General features: G+C 69.9%; 16 protein-coding genes. 9 read left to right on the top strand and 7 right to left on the bottom strand.

The genetic code is table 11. The features are described from left to right. Window positions 1-6 precede the first annotated feature (6 nt). The 4 genes from OHB41_RS40565 to OHB41_RS40550 all read right to left on the bottom strand — a co-directional run bounded on the left by OHB41_RS40565 (window position 7) and on the right by OHB41_RS40550 (window position 4,455). Entirely contained in the window at window positions 7-492 is a 486-nt protein-coding gene (locus tag OHB41_RS40565) for a hypothetical protein (RefSeq protein WP_266704708.1), read from the bottom strand. Window positions 493-1,102: 610 nt separating this feature from the next. Next, entirely contained in the window at window positions 1,103-1,891 is a 789-nt protein-coding gene (locus OHB41_RS40560) for an acetoacetate decarboxylase family protein (protein ID WP_266704706.1), read from the bottom strand. Window positions 1,892-2,158: 267 nt separating this feature from the next. Further along, window positions 2,159-2,626: a lamin tail domain-containing protein gene (locus tag OHB41_RS40555; protein WP_266704704.1), complete on the bottom strand. Its 468-nt coding sequence runs from the start codon at window positions 2,624-2,626 to the stop codon at window positions 2,159-2,161. A 419-nt stretch (window positions 2,627-3,045) separates the two neighbouring features. Further along, a complete protein-coding gene (locus tag OHB41_RS40550; protein WP_266704702.1) occupies window positions 3,046-4,455 on the bottom strand; it encodes a carboxypeptidase regulatory-like domain-containing protein in 1,410 nt (469 codons plus the stop codon). A gap of 258 nt (window positions 4,456-4,713) precedes the next feature. Between OHB41_RS40550 and OHB41_RS40545 the strand changes: the two genes are divergently transcribed. From OHB41_RS40545 to OHB41_RS40515, 7 genes are all read left to right on the top strand, one after another. Beyond that, the gene (locus tag OHB41_RS40545) at window positions 4,714-5,283 is read left to right on the top strand and encodes a TetR/AcrR family transcriptional regulator (RefSeq protein WP_266704700.1); all 570 of its coding nucleotides are present in this window, start codon (window positions 4,714-4,716) and stop codon (window positions 5,281-5,283) included. Window positions 5,284-5,524: 241 nt separating this feature from the next. After that, entirely contained in the window at window positions 5,525-5,938 is a 414-nt protein-coding gene (locus OHB41_RS40540; RefSeq protein ID WP_266706507.1) for a nuclear transport factor 2 family protein, read from the top strand. Window positions 5,939-6,098: 160 nt separating this feature from the next. After that, entirely contained in the window at window positions 6,099-6,548 is a 450-nt protein-coding gene (locus OHB41_RS40535) for an ATP-binding protein (protein WP_266704698.1), read from the top strand. 177 nt (window positions 6,549-6,725) lie between these two features. Continuing rightward, complete coding sequence (locus tag OHB41_RS40530) at window positions 6,726-7,214, top strand: hemerythrin domain-containing protein (RefSeq protein WP_526025014.1); 489 nt, start codon at window positions 6,726-6,728, stop codon at window positions 7,212-7,214. A 157-nt stretch (window positions 7,215-7,371) separates the two neighbouring features. Then, on the top strand, window positions 7,372-7,719 hold the full coding sequence (locus OHB41_RS40525) for a hypothetical protein (RefSeq protein WP_266704696.1): 348 nt from the start codon (window positions 7,372-7,374) through the stop codon (window positions 7,717-7,719). A gap of 242 nt (window positions 7,720-7,961) precedes the next feature. Next, the gene (locus OHB41_RS40520) at window positions 7,962-8,429 is read left to right on the top strand and encodes an MSMEG_6728 family protein (RefSeq protein WP_266704694.1); all 468 of its coding nucleotides are present in this window, start codon (window positions 7,962-7,964) and stop codon (window positions 8,427-8,429) included. Between the two features lie 136 nt (window positions 8,430-8,565). Beyond that, the gene (locus OHB41_RS40515; RefSeq protein ID WP_266704692.1) at window positions 8,566-9,369 is read left to right on the top strand and encodes a Cof-type HAD-IIB family hydrolase; all 804 of its coding nucleotides are present in this window, start codon (window positions 8,566-8,568) and stop codon (window positions 9,367-9,369) included. A 103-nt stretch (window positions 9,370-9,472) separates the two neighbouring features. Here the strand turns inward: OHB41_RS40515 and OHB41_RS40510 are convergent, their stop codons facing one another. From OHB41_RS40510 to OHB41_RS40500, 3 genes are all read right to left on the bottom strand, one after another. Continuing rightward, complete coding sequence (locus OHB41_RS40510; protein WP_266704690.1) at window positions 9,473-9,661, bottom strand: helix-turn-helix transcriptional regulator; 189 nt, start codon at window positions 9,659-9,661, stop codon at window positions 9,473-9,475. 223 nt (window positions 9,662-9,884) lie between these two features. After that, window positions 9,885-10,499: an arsenate reductase/protein-tyrosine-phosphatase family protein gene (locus tag OHB41_RS40505; RefSeq protein WP_266704688.1), complete on the bottom strand. Its 615-nt coding sequence runs from the start codon at window positions 10,497-10,499 to the stop codon at window positions 9,885-9,887. Continuing rightward, complete coding sequence (locus OHB41_RS40500; protein WP_266706503.1) at window positions 10,496-12,292, bottom strand: tyrosine-protein kinase domain-containing protein; 1,797 nt, start codon at window positions 12,290-12,292, stop codon at window positions 10,496-10,498. Before OHB41_RS40500 ends, OHB41_RS40505 begins: the two co-directional genes overlap by 4 nt. Window positions 12,293-12,585: 293 nt before the next feature. Between OHB41_RS40500 and OHB41_RS40495 the strand changes: the two genes are divergently transcribed. Together OHB41_RS40495 and OHB41_RS40490 are read left to right on the top strand one after the other, a co-directional pair. Further along, entirely contained in the window at window positions 12,586-12,903 is a 318-nt protein-coding gene (locus OHB41_RS40495; protein ID WP_266704686.1) for a hypothetical protein, read from the top strand. Continuing rightward, a complete protein-coding gene (locus OHB41_RS40490) occupies window positions 12,900-14,780 on the top strand; it encodes a DUF4012 domain-containing protein (RefSeq protein ID WP_266704684.1) in 1,881 nt (626 codons plus the stop codon). Before OHB41_RS40495 ends, OHB41_RS40490 begins: the two co-directional genes overlap by 4 nt. Window positions 14,781-14,871: the final 91 nt, after the last annotated feature.

Here is a 14,871-nt window from a genome sequence, read left to right as displayed (position 1 = left end):
CCTCGGTCAGTTCCACAGGGGGTAGGTGACCGTCTGCCCGTACCCGGCCGGCTTGCTGTCGGTGTAGACGAGCCGCAACCGGGTGTACTGCGAGGACTCGGGGTTCTTCTTCCATGCCTGCGGGCGGTCGAGCCGTACGGTGACGGGGTATTTGCGGAAGGTCCCCGCGGCGCAGTACGGCTTGCAGTCGTTCACCACGTTGACGCCGCTGGCCACCGCGGAGTTGGCGTCCCAGCGCGACCACTGCAACGAGATGAGACGGCTGTTGCCGTCACCGCAGGCGAGCACGAAGTCCCCGGGTTCCACCTGCGGATGCCAGAAGCAGTCGACGATGACGGGCTGCGTCGGCACCGAGGGCTGCATCGACTCCTGCGCGAGGGTGTGCGCGGACCGCGGCGACGTCACAGGAGCGGCATCCGCCGTTCCCACGACAGTGGCGAGCGATACCGCGGCACAGAACGTGACTGCCGCCCTGACGGTGAGTTTTCGCATGTCCGCTCCCGGCCGCGTTCTCCTTGGACTCACTGGCCCCCACGTCCGTCCGGCCCGCCCACCGGGCCCCGCCTGCACGGCGGGCGCCGACCGGCTGCCTTCCCACGCGGAGGATGCCTCCTCCCACGACGCTACGACCCAGCCGGGAGATCCACCACTCGCACGCGGCAACAGCGCTCGCGTGTGCCACACGGGCGGCGACCACGGCCCGCGGGTGACGCACCCGCTCGTCCCAGACGGCGAGGGGCCCCTCTCCCCCTGCTAGGAGTTGTCTACTGTCCTCCTGCTCACTTGCCGATGTCCCTGTCGTCGGGTCGTGGAGTCGAGCGCTGCTCGGTGGATGCGGTGATGTCTCCGTTGACGGTGCATCCGATCTCCAGGTCCGCGGGATCGACCCGTTCGTCGAGGGTGAAAACCGGCGGCTCGACCGGGAATTGGTGCGGCCTGGTGGCAGCGCGGCTCCGTCGGGAGCACCGGGAAGCTGAGCGTTCTTATGCGGCACGCAGCTATGCGGTGTACACGTCTTCGATGCCGCCGGTACGGCGCCGACCACGACCGACACCCTGGCGGTCTTCCGGTCCCTTTCGACGGGACCGGCGCGCCCCTGCCGCTATTCCTCGAGCCGGCGCACGCCCGTCACGGTGTACGACATGGAGGCACGGAAGCCGGTACCGGTACGGACGGGAGCCAGATCCGCCAACTCCTCACCGGGGGCCGCGAACATGCCGAGCTCCGCGGAACCGGTCCACACATCGGCGATCCGCTGGTCGAGGAACTCGGCCATCACCAACTCGTGCACGGCGGGCTTGTCGTACTCGCCCACGGCCAGACGCGGGAAATGCCGCAGGTTGACCGTGGGGCGCAGCAGGCCGGCCGGGTCACCGGCCGGCTGCCGCAAGGTCACCCGAGCCTCCGCCAGCAAGCGCCCGGCCGCCGACATGGACGCTCCGAAGCGGCCGCCTGCCGCGAGCGACGGTGACGCGTTGCCAGGAGCCGCGAAGACCCGAGTCTGGGCGACCGCTCCCAGCTTCTTCGGAAATCCCTGTACCCATCCGCGCGCCAGGGCCAGGTCGTTGTCGACGTAGATGTACGGGCACCACGAGACCGGCCGGCCCTTCCACCGCGCGTCCACCAGCACCATGAACTCGCGGTACTGACTGCGTACCGGGTCGAGGTACTCGTTGTTCTGCCCGGAGAACTGCCAGTCGACGAAGAGAGCGACCACACGCCCGCTCGACTCCGGGTCGGGGCTCAGTCCCTCCGGGAGCGTCGCCTCGGCGGCCGCCGGATCGGTCCAGAACTCGACGCCGACGAGGTCCCCGGCGTAGTGCCACGGCGGAGCCGAGGCGAGACTCGCCTCTCCGCGCGGCGACAGCGGATAGGTGTAGCCCTGGAGCACGGTTTCCTCCTCGCATCGGAATCCGGGCCCGCACAGGCGCGTCCAGCCCGGAACCATCGATGTACCGATTGGTACGTTTACTCCGGGAAGAGTATGCGTACCGACCGGTACAGTCAAGTCGTCCAGGCGCGCGCACCCGATCGGCCGACGCCCCGGGCGCGGACATGCCGGTGGCGCGCCCGGGCCGGGTGGGCCGGGCGCGCCACTGGTTGGTCAGCTGACCGTGTCCGGGTCGGTCCGGGTCATGCGGTCAGGGATGGGACGGGCTCAGTGGCGGCCGCCGCGGTGGCCGCCCCAGGTCACGGTGTCGACGAGGCGGCGGTGGTCGTTGCGCAGGGTCGCGGTGTCGGCACGCCTGTCCCACACCGACGAACGACGGTCCTGGTAGAGGTCACGGAAGGTGTCACGGCCGACACCGGTGTGGACACGGACGGTGGCACGGCCGCCCAGACGGTAGTGGCGGAAGGTGTACGTACGCCCGTCACGGTCCGACAGCGTCCACCGGTCCAGGTTCACCGCCTGACGGGTGGTGTTGGTGATGTCCACCCACTCGTCGTTCAGGTCCTGACGGTGATGACGGCCCGGGGAGTCGTAGTGCACGTGGCTGATCTGCACCGCCGCACGCGGCCGGGGCCCATGGTCGGCGGCAGAGGCCGGCAGCGCCGACGCCCCGGCCACCGCGGCCACGGTCACCGCGGCAGCGGCAAGACGACGGACAGTCACAGATGCGGACATGAAGTCCCCCTACATGGTGCTGGCACCCCCACCCCCACCGGCCTGTTCCAGACCGTACGGGCGGGACTGCGTGTGCGAGTGGTACGGCCGGCCCTCACTGGCCGACACCCACACCATGCCCCCACCCCGACCCGATGTGGGCGATACCTGGAGGTGCGTTACGGATCATCCATACCGCCGTAACACTCACATGTACCGACCATTCACCCGCCGAACGCACCAAGTTGACGCACCAACACACCCACACCCCTTCCCCACACCCGCCCCCACCCCACACCCGCCACACCCCGCCACCCCACCCCCGACCAAGCCACCACCCGAAAGTGGGTCCCGGCCACCGTGCGCCTCGATCCCGTCCCGGCGCGACGATCGGCGCACGGACAACACCTCCGCCGTGGCTCACCGTGGTTCTCCGCGGCTCAGCGGTCCGCGTCCGCGGGTACGGGGGGATGACGGGCGGTCAGTTCCCCGGAGGCGCGCCGCACAGGCACAGCCGTCGGTGAAGGCGCGTCCCCGCCGCAGCGGCCGCGCAGAGTGAAGTCGGCGCGGACGACCGAGCCCTGCTCCAGCAGCCGCCGATGGACCTGCGGCCTTCTGCCGGGTGACGAGGCGACGACGGTGACGTCCCCCAAGGGCAGTCCCGCCACGGCGTACTCGCCCCGCGCGTTCGTCGCGGCACGCACCAACTGCCGTCCGCTGTTGTCCATCACGGTGACCGCGACATGGCGCAACGGCAGCAGCGCCCCGTCGCGAACGGTGCCCACGAGCGACGGCACGGGTTCACCGAAGTGGTGGCCTCGCCCCGGCATCGCCACGGGCGTCGCGATCTCCAGGGACGGATCCTCCACCAACGGAGCCGCCGCGTCGTCCGACTCGGCACCGGTGTCCCGCCGTGCGGCTGCGCGGTGTTGACGCCAGGCGTCGAGGCCCAGCAGTCCGCCACCCGCCGTGATCCATGCGCACAGCACGAGGACGGGCCCGAGCACCCCTGCCCCGTGGAAGTACAGGACCCCCCGGAGGGCGTCCACCGCGTTGCCCAGCGGCATGACGTGGTGCACGTGCTGGAAGAAGGCGGGGAGCATCGGCACGGGGGCCACCCCGCTGGTGGGGGTGCTCAGCACGATGAACAGGCCCATCCCCACCCCTGGGAAGAACTGCCTGGTGAACGGCGCCAGGCCGGAGCAGAACGTGGCCACGGCCGTCGTGAGCAGGAAGGCGATCCCGAGGGCAGCGGGATCGTTCGGCAGGTAACCGAGGCCGACGCCGACGAGGTCACCGAGGCCGGCGAAGAGGGCGGCGACGCCCGCGATCGTCAGCAGTTTCCTGCGGCGGCTGAAGGTCACCGCACGCAGCAGGGTCGTCGCGACCAGGTAGCCCGGGATGTTCCAGGCGGTCCCGAGGTAGGCCAGCGTGGTACCGGTCATGTCCTTGCTGACGGTGGGCGCCACGTCCGTCACGGCGAGGGGCCCGCTCCTGGCGGACGTGAGCCCGGTGAACTCCTTGCTCAGCGCCTGCATGAGGGACGTCCCGTTGGCTCTGGCGACGTAGAGCACCGGATGACGGCCGCCGACGTAGCCCGCCACCGCCCTCCGGTGCAGCACCGCCTGCCGGGCCGATCGGGCGTACGGCACGGCGGTGACGTCGAAACCTCCGGGGTACTGGCGACGCAGCGCGGTCTCGACCCTCGCCTCCTGGGCACGGCTCGCGACCACCACCTTGGCGTGATGCGGCTGGGGCGCGTGCAGGGCGGGGGCGAAGCAGAAGAGGAAGCCCAGGAAGAGTGCCACCGGAAACCACAGGGTCTCGGCGAGGATCCTGACCGATGACACCGCCTGTCCCCCGCTCCGGCCCCTCACCGGCCGGGCCCGCGAGTGGCACGGCGGACCGTGGCGGACCCCTTCGCCACGGACCCGCCTCCTCCGCCGCCCGGCCGCGCCCCACCCCACCCGCTCGCCGTCCGGGCCGACTCCTTCACGACACCACTCGCTCGCCCCGGCACCCGGCCCTCGCCATGACACACCTCATTAACGTACCAATCGGAACACTTACAAGTGGACCGTAAACGTTCCGACCGGTACAGTCAAAGTGTGGCCCGCCCCCTCAACGTCGAAAAGCGCGCCGAACTGCTGGAACAGGTCGTGCAGTACCTCCAGCTCCACGGACTCGCACAGATGTCGCTCAGTCCGCTCGCGCAGGCGATCGGTACCAGCAAGCGCATGCTGCTGTACTACTTCGGCAGCCGCGAGAACCTGCTCGCCCAGGTCTGGGCAGCGCGCCATCCCGACGCCCACGCGCTGTTCGACGACGTCGACGACACCGACGGCCTGCGCCGTGCCGCCGTCGCCCTGTGGGAGGCGATCACCGTCGGGGAGCAGTCCGGACCGGTGCGCCTGCTGCTGGAGCTGCTCAGCCTCGCCACCACCGACCCGAACCAGTACGGCAGCCTCGCCACCGAATCCATCGAAGCCCTGGTCAACCCGATCGAAGCCGCCTTCCTACGGCTGGGCCATCAACCGCGACAAGCGCAAGCAGGGGCCACTCTGCTGGTGTCCGGCCTGCGCGGACTGTGCCAGGACCGCCTGGTCACCCAGGACACGGCCCGTACCGATGCGGCGGCCCTGCAACTGATCGAAACGGTCGTCGTCGTAGCCGATTGACACCGGCGGCGCACGGTGAGGCCGGCCTCCGCGGTGACCACGGCCGCGACAACTCCGTCAGCGCCCGGTGTCCGGATCCGGGGAGCGGGCGAGTTCAGCGAAGCCGTCGCCCGTCCGTCGCCGGCGAGGCCATGCCGTCGGAAGACGGCGGCACCGCCTGAGTGACCACGCCGGAAAACCGCCGGACCCGCCCGGGCAGGGCTGCCTAGGCTCGCGGCCATGACTTCGCAGCAGCCGTGAAATCGTCAGGCGAGCATGGCAGGCGTTCGCGCCCCGTGACGCCAGAAGGATCGCGGCGTTCTTCGACGAGGACGCGCGATGGCTGGCCCCGGCGGGGAACGCGACAGCCGTCGCGCTTGACGTGACCCACCACATGGTCGGCAGGGAAGCCATCGTGCGGTTCCTGACCATCGACTTCCCCCGGCTCTTCACCGAGGACGTCGCGGTCACCTTCCGTGGCTTTCACGCCGATGGCGACATCGTCGTCGTGGAAGAGACCATGGAGGCGACGCTGTCCAACGGGAACGGCTACAGCAACGACTACTGCTCCGTCTTCGAGCTTCGCGACGGACTGATCCACCGAGCGCGCGAGTACATGGACACGGCCCGTGGCACTCGCATGGTCTTCGCAGACCAGACCGGGAACCCGGCCTGAGCCGCCCGGACACTCCCGTTCTCCCTCATGTTCTCCGCGGCACCCGCGGTGATGGTCCGGGTGATCGACGAGCGGATGGGTGGCTCGCCACAGGAGACGTGCCCGGCTGGGGTACACGGCGCCCGGAGGGGTAACCGGCGGGAGACGGAAGCGGGCACGCATGGACGCAACATCCGGGGACTCGGGCTTGGGACAGCCCGGCGCTGCCCCGGAGCTGAAGGCCTCACTCACCCTGGACGGCGACGGCTCGCGCATCGCGCAGGCCCGCCACCTCGCAGCCGCTTTCCTCACGAAGGTGAAGGCCGAGTACGGCACCCCGGTGGCGGCGGACACGGTGCAGGTCGTTCAGCTGATCGTCAGTGAACTCGTCACCAACGCCCGCAAGTACGCCCCCGGACCGGCGCTGCTGCACCTGCGCACCACCGGCCCCGTACTGCGGGTCGAGCTCTGGGACAGCAGCCCCGTCCTGCCGACCGCCAGAGCCACGGATCCGTCACGCATCCGCCAGCACGGGCTGGAGATCGTCGCAGCCCTCGCCCGCACCGTCACCGTGGAGCAGACCTCCGTCGGCAAACGCATCACGGCCGACGTCATCCTCGCCACCGCGTGACCGCGGCGGATGCACTCTCTACGCCGTCGGGAGGCCGCCGCGCGGAGCGTCGGCGTTCGGCGTAGGTGGGTCGCCTGTCCGGGCCATCCCTCTCCGGCGAGCGGTGTCCCCGCCCCCGCTTCGGGTACACGGCGTCGGGGTGGCCGGCCACCCTGCCCGGTACCGAGATGAAGCGACATGGAGGAGAGCCCCGTGGACGGGATCGTGCTGCTCAAGGATGACCACAAGACGGTGGAGAAACTGTTCAAACAGTTCGAGAAGGCCGGCGCCGACGCCCACGCCGAGAAGCGGAAGATCGCCGACCAGGTGATCGAGGAACTCACCACCCACACCTGGATCGAGGAGAAGATCTTCTACCCGGCCGCCCGCGAGGCCGCCCCCGACACCAGGGATCACGTCCTGGAAAGCGTCGAGGAACACCACGTCGTGCTGTGGATGCTCTCGGAGCTCAAGGACCTCGACGCGAGCGACGAGCGGTTCGACGCCAAGATGACCGTCCTCATGGAGAACGTCCGCCACCACGTCGAGGAAGAGGAGAAGGAGTGGTTTCCCGAGGTCCGCAAGGCCATGGGGCGCAACCGCCTCACCGAACTCGGCGACCAGATGGAGAAGGCGAAGAACAGGGCACCGGGTGACCCCCTGGCCGTACCCAGTGCGGACCAGTAGCCCCCACACACCTCACAGCTCTTCCCCGGACCCCCGCCGGGCTCAACTTCTGCGACAGGGGCGGCAGTCGGCGCTACGGCTACCTGGCGCATCGCACGAGCGGCACGGGGTACTCGCGAAGCAGACACTCGGGCCCACCGGAAGAAGCGTGAAGCGGATGCTGACTCACTCGGTCGAGCGAGGCGTACTTGTCCTCACGCTGAACGACGACCCGGCCGGCGACAGCCGCGACCTTCTTCCCCAGTACATCAGCGACCTCATCCACGCTCACAGCCCCGCGCCCGTCGTGATCGTCCTCAGCGCCGCCGCGACCGCAGCCGTGATCGCTGCGGTCCTGCACGCCCACCGCATGTGCAGCCGACTCAGCGTTCTCATGTCGGTAGCCACCCCCAGCGCTGCCGCCCGTCGCGCCTTCGAGGCCCAGGTCACTCCCCACGGACCGCGTCTGGTCGTCCACGCCCGCACCGAAACAGCCATCGCCACGGCATTCGCCACTGCCGCGTGACCGGCACCGGCATCGCATCGGCATCGGGATCGGGATCGGGAAACAACGGCACAGCGCGGCAGCACCGGACGGTGCCTCGGACATCCCTCGCCGGCCTGGTCCCGCGCCAGGCCGGGCAGGGTGTGAAGCCGGAAGCGCGGCGGCGTTCCCGCGGCCCGGTCCATCGCGCCCGCGCCTGACATCGCGGGCGACGCACCCGAATCGACCGTCTGGGAACCGGGCCACCGCGGTAGTCATCCTGCGTGCAGACCTTTCTCCCGTATCCCGACTTCATGCAGTCCGCCGCGGTCCTGGACCAGGCACGTCTGGGCAAACAGAGAGTCGAGGCCCTCCAGGTGCTGCGCGGCCTGACCGTGCCCGACTACGGATGGCGGCACCATCCCGCGGTACGCATGTGGATCGGCTACGAGGAGGCCCTGGTCCGCTACGGCCTGGACGTGTGCGCCATGTGGGCGGCGGAAGCACGCGCCGACACCTGCGCTTCCACACTCACCACCGACTTCGCCCGGTACCGTCCCGGCGCCACCGTACGTGTCCAGGAGCAGCTCGCCGACGACGACGAGCTGCCACCGTGGCTGGGAGACCCCGCCTTCCACCGCAGCCACCAGTCGGCACTGGTGCGCAAGGCACCGGAGATCTACACCCCGTTCTTCCCGGACGTTCCCGACGATCTGCCGTACGTCTGGCCGACGTCCGACCGGGTCGCTTAACTTGCGCGTGGCCCGTCGTCAGGCCCCCGCAAAGACTGCGCCATATAATTTTGATCCGCACATATGCCTCGAGATCCGTCATATCGCCCTCCCCCGCCCGGACCCCCCTGCCGCGACCAGAGCTCACGGAGGCGTGATGCCGACCCGACCGATCCGCCTGCTTCTTGCCGACGTCGACGGCACTTTGGTCACGAACGAGAAGCTCCTCACCGACCGCGCCGTCCGGGCGGTCCACAAGCTCCACGACGCCGGCATCCTCTTCGCGGTGACCAGCGGGAGACCACCCCGCGGCATGTCCATGATCATCGACCCACTGGCGCTGACCACTGAACTCGCCGCCTTCAACGGAGGTCTCATCGTCAACCCGGACATGACCGTTGTCGAACAGCAGGTCATTCCCGAGGAGGTGGTGGCCCCGGTCGTCGCCCTGATGGAGTCGTTCGGTCTCAGCGTCTGGATCTACCGGGGCGCCGACTGGTACGTCCGCGATCTCAAGGGGCCGCACGTCGATCGCGAGAGCTGGACCGTGCAGTTCGCGCCCACGCTCGTTCCCGGATTCGACGGGCTCGAGCAGGGCACCGCCAAGGTCGTCGGGGTCAGCGACGACCACCAGGTCGTGGAGGCGGCCGCGGTCGCGGCGCGAGAGCAGTTCGGCGAGCATGTCTCGGCCGCCCGCTCGCAGCCCTACTACCTCGATGTGACCCATCCGCAGGCCAACAAGGGCTGTGTCGTGAAGTACTGGTCGGCCAAGCTCCGGATTTCCCCCGAAGAGATCGCCACGATCGGCGACATGCCCAACGACGTGCTGATGTTCGCCCACTCGGGACTGTCCATCGCGATGGGCAACGCCGGCGACGAGGTCCAGCGTGCGGCGAGGCGGGTGACGACCAGCAACGAGGATGAGGGTTTCGCGAACGCGGTCGAGCAGTTCGTCCTGTGACCCACGGCTCCGGCTCGACCGTCGCCCACCTCCTGACGGACACGACGCCGGGTCAACGCACCCGGCCCCGCGGTTTCAAGGCCACCGGCGGGAGTTCGGGAGCCTACAGCCGGTCACCGTCGTAGCCGTGCACCTCCCCGAAACGGTCGGCGCGGCGGCAGCGCAGTTCACCCTTGGGCAGCTTGATCATTCGAGGTGCCTGACCGCGAGCACGCAGGCGGTAGAAAGCCGACGGGCTCATCCTGATTTCCGCTAGGACCTCGGCGAGCTTGAGCGCAGGTGGACGAGCCATTGATGTTTCCTCGCTCCAGGTCCATTCGGTCGGCCGATGACTCGGCGCGCTGCACTGACCCGCTGCTCCGCCATGGGTGGGGGTCGCGTCGCGGCCCGCGCCTCGGGGGACATCCCGAGAGGCGGCAGGACCACTGCGCGCTCCGCGCCTTCGGCCCGCCGCGGCCCTGGCGTGTTTCTTGACCCCCACCCTGGCCGCGTGGGGTCCCTCGCAGACCTTCGCCTCAGAGACTCGCTCCGCCGCACAGCAACCGGGCGAGCGTGCTCACCGTCCCGTCGATCTCGCGGGCGCACCCGTACAACACGGAGTGGGGCCTGCCCCACGGGTCCGAGATGTCGTCCTCGGCGGGCCGGACCGGGGCGATGGCACCCCGGCGGCCGGCCGAGGCTGTCACCACAGCGTCGAAACCGGCTGCGACCGGCCGGACTTGCCCCTCCGGTACGTCGCCATGCGGGGTCGCCGCACCTTCCCCGCCCCGCACCGTGTCGACTCCTCCCACGGCGAGACGTACGAACTCCTTCAGGGTGAAGCAGCGCCGCAGCGCCGTCGGCGCGAGCCGTACGGCGGCCTCCCGGTGCTCGTGCGCGAGCCCGAGGACCAGCCCTGCTTCCGCGACGAGCTGCGCGGTGAGCCGGCGGGCCGCGAAGCCGGACCCGTCACCGCCCAGTTCCTCCAGAACCACCCTGGTGGAGGCCTCCATGCCGGGCCGGGGCCGCGCCTGCGTTCCGGCGCTCTCCGGCCGTACGGCCGAGCCGGGCGGAAGCCTCGCGGCCAGCAGCCGCTCGGCAAGCACCGAACGGTGCACGTTGCCCGTGCAGACGAACAGGACCCGGGTCATTTCTCGTCCACGAGGCGTGTCGCCGCGGCGGCCTCTTTCCGCGGGTCCGACAAGCGAGGAGCGGGCAGCTCACCGTACGACCCGTAGGTGCCGTAGCGATTGCCCCGGGGCACCGGAGCCATGTTGAAGACGGTGCCGAGGACGCGGACACTCACGCGGTCCAGCGACTCCGCGGCGGTGCGGACCTGTTCCCGGCTGGTCTTCCCGGCGCGGACGACGAGCAGTGCGCCCTGAGCGAAGGAGGCGAGTCCCAGGGTGTCGGCAACCGGCAGCACCGGCGCGGTGTCGACGATCACGACCTCGTAGGTGTCCGCCAGTTCGCGCAGTACCTGTTCCATGCGCGCCGAGGCGAGCAGCTCCGTGGGGTTCGGTGGTACGGCGCCGCTGGCGAGAATCGAGAGCCGATCGCCGGCCTGCTGCATCACGTCCTCGATGCGGGCCTGTCCGATGAGCACGGTGGTCAGACCGGCGTCCTGGACGAGACCGAAAGTCGAGGCCACGCACGGTCGGCGCAGGTCGCCGTCCACGAGACAGGTCGAGAGACCTGCCTCGGCGAGCGAGAGGGCGAGGTTCACAGCGGTGTTGGTCTTACCCTCACCAGGCACCGAACTTGTCACGGCGATGATCCTGGGCGGCTGGTCGACCTGCGAGAATTTCAGGTTGGTACGAAGCTTACGAAAGGCTTCGGCACGCTGGGAGTGGTTGTCGGCGCTGACGAGCGGCTGCCGGGGGACGGTCCTGTCGTACGGAATGGTACCGAGACCCGGCAGCGTGGTGAACTCGCCCAGCGCTTCGCTGGTCTTGAACGTGGTGTCGAGGGTCTCGCGCAGGGCGACGACTCCGGCACCGAGCAGCAGGCCGCCAAGTACACCTGCGACCAGGTTCAGCAGTGGGCGGGGGGAGGTCGGACCGGCGGGAGCGACGGCTTCCTGGGTGACGCCCAAGGAGACGGGTGAGGCGCCGCCGGTTGTACGGCTGCGCTTTCCTGATCCCTTCGAGCCGGGCGCGGGCTTGGGCGCCTCCAGTCGCTCGACGACCGCGCTGAACCGCTGCGCGACGGCGTTGGCGATGCGCGCCGCACGCCTGGGCTCGGTGTCCCGGACGGTGATGTCGATGAGCACGGTGTTGAGCGGTGCGACGGCGGTGATCCGCGACGCCAGTTCCTCCGGCGTGGTGCGCAGACGCAACTCCTCCACTACGGGCCGAGTCACCTGACGGGTGGTCACAATCGCGGCGTACGACTGAACGCGCGCCTGCGAGAAGCTCTGCCCCTGGTTCATCTGAGCGGTGTCGTCGCCGGTACGGGTGGCTACGAAGAGCTGGGTCCTCGCCTCGTAGACGGGTGTGCTCAAGCCCGTCGCGGCGAGCGCCGCCCCGGTTGCCAGAACCAGACAGACCACGACGGTCGGCCAACGCCTGGCAAGAGCCTTCACGAATCCTTGGAGATCCAAACTGCACCCCTCATGAGACCGAGGGAACCACCCGATATGGAATGTTCCGTTCCCTGTGTACGCGGCTGACGATAGGGACTCGCGCGCGCCAACCGCCGGAGCCACCCCTGTGTCGGCCCACCAACGACCCGCGCGCCGCACGCCGTCCCGCCGGGGTGGCGGTGTGAGCCATCGAGAACCAAGCGCTCCACCATCGGGTGACTTCTGAGCGGCGCCACGCCAGCCGGAGCCATATATCCATTTATTCCATGTATCCAGATATTGGCATCCAGGTCTTGCATACGGCCGACGTTGCAGCCTGGCCCTGACTGAGATCCAGGAGAGTGAAGAAGATGATGGCATCGCCCAGATGGCGGGTCGCTCTGGCATCGGCAGCATCAACTGCTGTGCTCGTTGCCGCGCCGCTGGTGGGGGCGCAGAGCGCCCAGGCACAGTCGGCTTCCCCGGCGTGCCACGGGTACCCGCCGGTCTCCCCGCGGCTCACCTTGAGCCGCACCGTGGTACCCGCCGGGGGCTCGCTGACATTCCGTGGCACTTGCTTCATCCCCTTTGAGCGGGTCGTGGCGGAACTGCACTCGCACGAGGTCGTCCTGGGCAATTTCAGGGCGAACGCTCAGGGAGTTGTCAGGGGTAAGGTGACCGTCCCGCGAAGGACCAAGCCGGGGTACCACACCTTCGAGCTGGAGGGTCGCAAGTCCAGGCTGGAGCTCTCCGCCCGTATCAAGGTGCTGCGCGTGAAGCACGGTCACGGTCACAGCGGGCCCGAGCGCCCCGGCGGCTCCTCTGGTTCGAACCGAAACGCCGGTCATGACGGACGGGGCAACGCCCATCGTCCCTCGGCCCTGACTGCCGCCGGCAGTGAGCGGGCCCTGCCAGTGGGCGGCATCGCGGCCGGGCTGGTCGCCGCGAGCGGGGGCACGATGCTGGCCGTGCGCCGACGCCGCGATTCATGACAGAGCAGGACATCGGCACGGCGGAACCAAGGCGCCCCAGCCGAGTAGCCTTCCGCACGCGCAGGCCCGGCCGCTCCCGCGAAGGGGCGCCGGGCCGCCGTCGCGTGCTCAGGAACACCCTGTTGGCCGCCGCGGCGCTCCCACTGGCAGGCGCGGTCTGGGTCGGTGTCACGGGGCTGCTCGCCCGTTCGGAGTTGCTCGCGGCCGGACGGGACCTCGACGCGCTGCGGCAGTCGGTCGCGCCCGTGCCCGGCGCGGCCTCCGGTGCTGTGCCCGGGTTCGCCCAGGAGCGGGAACGGGAGGTCCGTTCCGCCGCCGACCATGCCGCTCGGGCGCATCAACTCACCACCGGCCCGGCTTGGTACCCCGCAGCCGCGCTGCCTTTCCTTGGCGGCCCGGTGAAAACCGTACGCGGGGCCGCGTACGCCGCCGATCGGCTGGCAGGCGATGTGCTGTCCCCGCTGGTGCGAGCCCTGCCATCACCCATGCCGGACAGCCGCGGTGACGGGATGTCCGAGGCACTCATGACCTTGCAGGAACACGCGCCGGAAGTCGTCCAGGCCGCCCGCACCGCCGTCGAGGTGCAGGCCGACGTGAACGGGTTGCCCCGGTCCACCTGGCTACCGGCAGCCGACCGGGCCCGGGCCCGACTCGCAGGGCAGATGGACCGCCTCGGCCCCGTGATGACCGACGCCTCCCTGGCTGCCCGCGTCCTGCCGCCCATGCTCGGCGCGCGAGGGGAACGGCGCTATTTCCTCGCATTCCAGAACATCGCCGAGGCGCGTGGCACCGGGGGCGTTCCGGGGGCTTTCGCCGTGCTGTCGGCCAACCGGGGTCATCTGTCCTTCGAGCGGTTCGGAAACAACACCGAGATGGCCACGGCGAAGACGGACCTCGACCTGGGAGCCGGCTTCGCGGCCCGCTATCAGGGCAGCGAGCCGACCCAGGTGTGGGCCAACTCCAACATGAGCCCGCACTTTCCCTACGCGGCCCGCATCTGGGCCGCGGCGTGGCGCAAACACACCGGCGAGCGCGTGGACGGCGTGTTCGCCGTCGACCCCACCACACTGAGCCGTTTCCTGCGCGTCACCGGCCCGGCCCGCATGGCGGGCGGCACCGAGCTCACCGCCGACAACGTCGTGGACCTCACCGAACGGGCCAGCTACGCGATGTACGACAACGTCGCCCGGCGCAAGGCGTTCTTCGTCGATGCGGCCCGCGCCGCCGCCGGTCCCCTGATCACCGCGACCAGCGACATGCGCCGACTGCCCGCCCTGCTCGTCGCCCTGAACGACTCCCAGCGGGACGGACGGCTGAAAGTGTGGAGCGCGCATGCGGCGGAGCAGCGTCTCATCGAGTCGCGCCCCTACTCGGGCACGCTCCCGGAGACTCCCGGCCCCTTCGCGGGGCTGATCGTGAACAACGCGGCCGGCTCCAAACTGGACTACTACCTCGACCGGAGCCTGGTTTGGGAAGCGAACGGCTGCTCCAGCGGCGACCGCCCGGTCACCGCGACCGTGACCCTGACCAACCGGGCCCCGGACTCCGGGCTACCTGGTTACGTCACGCTGCGGGAGGATTCTCCGCCCTACCGCACCCGGCCCGGCGACAACCGGCTCCTGGTGTCGTACTACGCGGGCGTCGGCGCCACCCTGACCGGCGCCACCTTGGACGGCCGCCCGGTGGAGCTCGCACCCGGCGTCGAACGCGGCCACTCGGTGTACACCCTGGACCTGGAGCTGCCGGCCCAATCCAGCCGCACGCTGGTGCTGCACCTGCTGGAGCCTCACGCGGACCGTGCCCCGGCCCTCCTGCAGCAGTCCCTGGTGACGCCACTGCGAACCACACTGAAACCGGGTGGCTCTTGCCGTGTCTGAGCGTCTGAGCCGCACCGGGGCGGTGCTCGTGAGTGTGCCCTGCTCGTGTCGTGCGCGCCGGGAGAGCAACGCGCGGCCGATCCGGCATCCG

It is taken from the genome of Streptomyces sp. NBC_01571, assembly GCF_026339875.1.
GTDB lineage: Bacteria > Actinomycetota > Actinomycetes > Streptomycetales > Streptomycetaceae > Streptomyces.
The sequence above is the reverse complement of the archived record's forward strand: the minus strand, read 5'-3'. Positions and strand labels throughout refer to the sequence as shown.

What these genes read in the sequence shown, in the direction of transcription:
- OHB41_RS40565 (WP_266704708.1), bottom strand. Translation starts at nt 492, where the DNA reads ATGCGAAAACTCACCGTCAGGGCGGCAGTCACGTTCTGTGCCGCGGTA.
- OHB41_RS40555 (WP_266704704.1), bottom strand. Translation starts at nt 2,626, where the DNA reads ATGTCCGCATCTGTGACTGTCCGTCGTCTTGCCGCTGCCGCGGTGACC.
- OHB41_RS40535 (WP_266704698.1), top strand. Translation starts at nt 6,099, where the DNA reads ATGGACGCAACATCCGGGGACTCGGGCTTGGGACAGCCCGGCGCTGCC.
- OHB41_RS40530 (WP_526025014.1), top strand. Translation starts at nt 6,726, where the DNA reads ATGGAGGAGAGCCCCGTGGACGGGATCGTGCTGCTCAAGGATGACCAC.
- OHB41_RS40525 (WP_266704696.1), top strand. Translation starts at nt 7,372, where the DNA reads ATGCTGACTCACTCGGTCGAGCGAGGCGTACTTGTCCTCACGCTGAAC.
- OHB41_RS40515 (WP_266704692.1), top strand. Translation starts at nt 8,566, where the DNA reads ATGCCGACCCGACCGATCCGCCTGCTTCTTGCCGACGTCGACGGCACT.
- OHB41_RS40510 (WP_266704690.1), bottom strand. Translation starts at nt 9,661, where the DNA reads ATGGCTCGTCCACCTGCGCTCAAGCTCGCCGAGGTCCTAGCGGAAATC.
- OHB41_RS40505 (WP_266704688.1), bottom strand. Translation starts at nt 10,499, where the DNA reads ATGACCCGGGTCCTGTTCGTCTGCACGGGCAACGTGCACCGTTCGGTG.
- OHB41_RS40500 (WP_266706503.1), bottom strand. Translation starts at nt 12,292, where the DNA reads ATGCCATCATCTTCTTCACTCTCCTGGATCTCAGTCAGGGCCAGGCTG.
- OHB41_RS40490 (WP_266704684.1), top strand. Translation starts at nt 12,900, where the DNA reads ATGACAGAGCAGGACATCGGCACGGCGGAACCAAGGCGCCCCAGCCGA.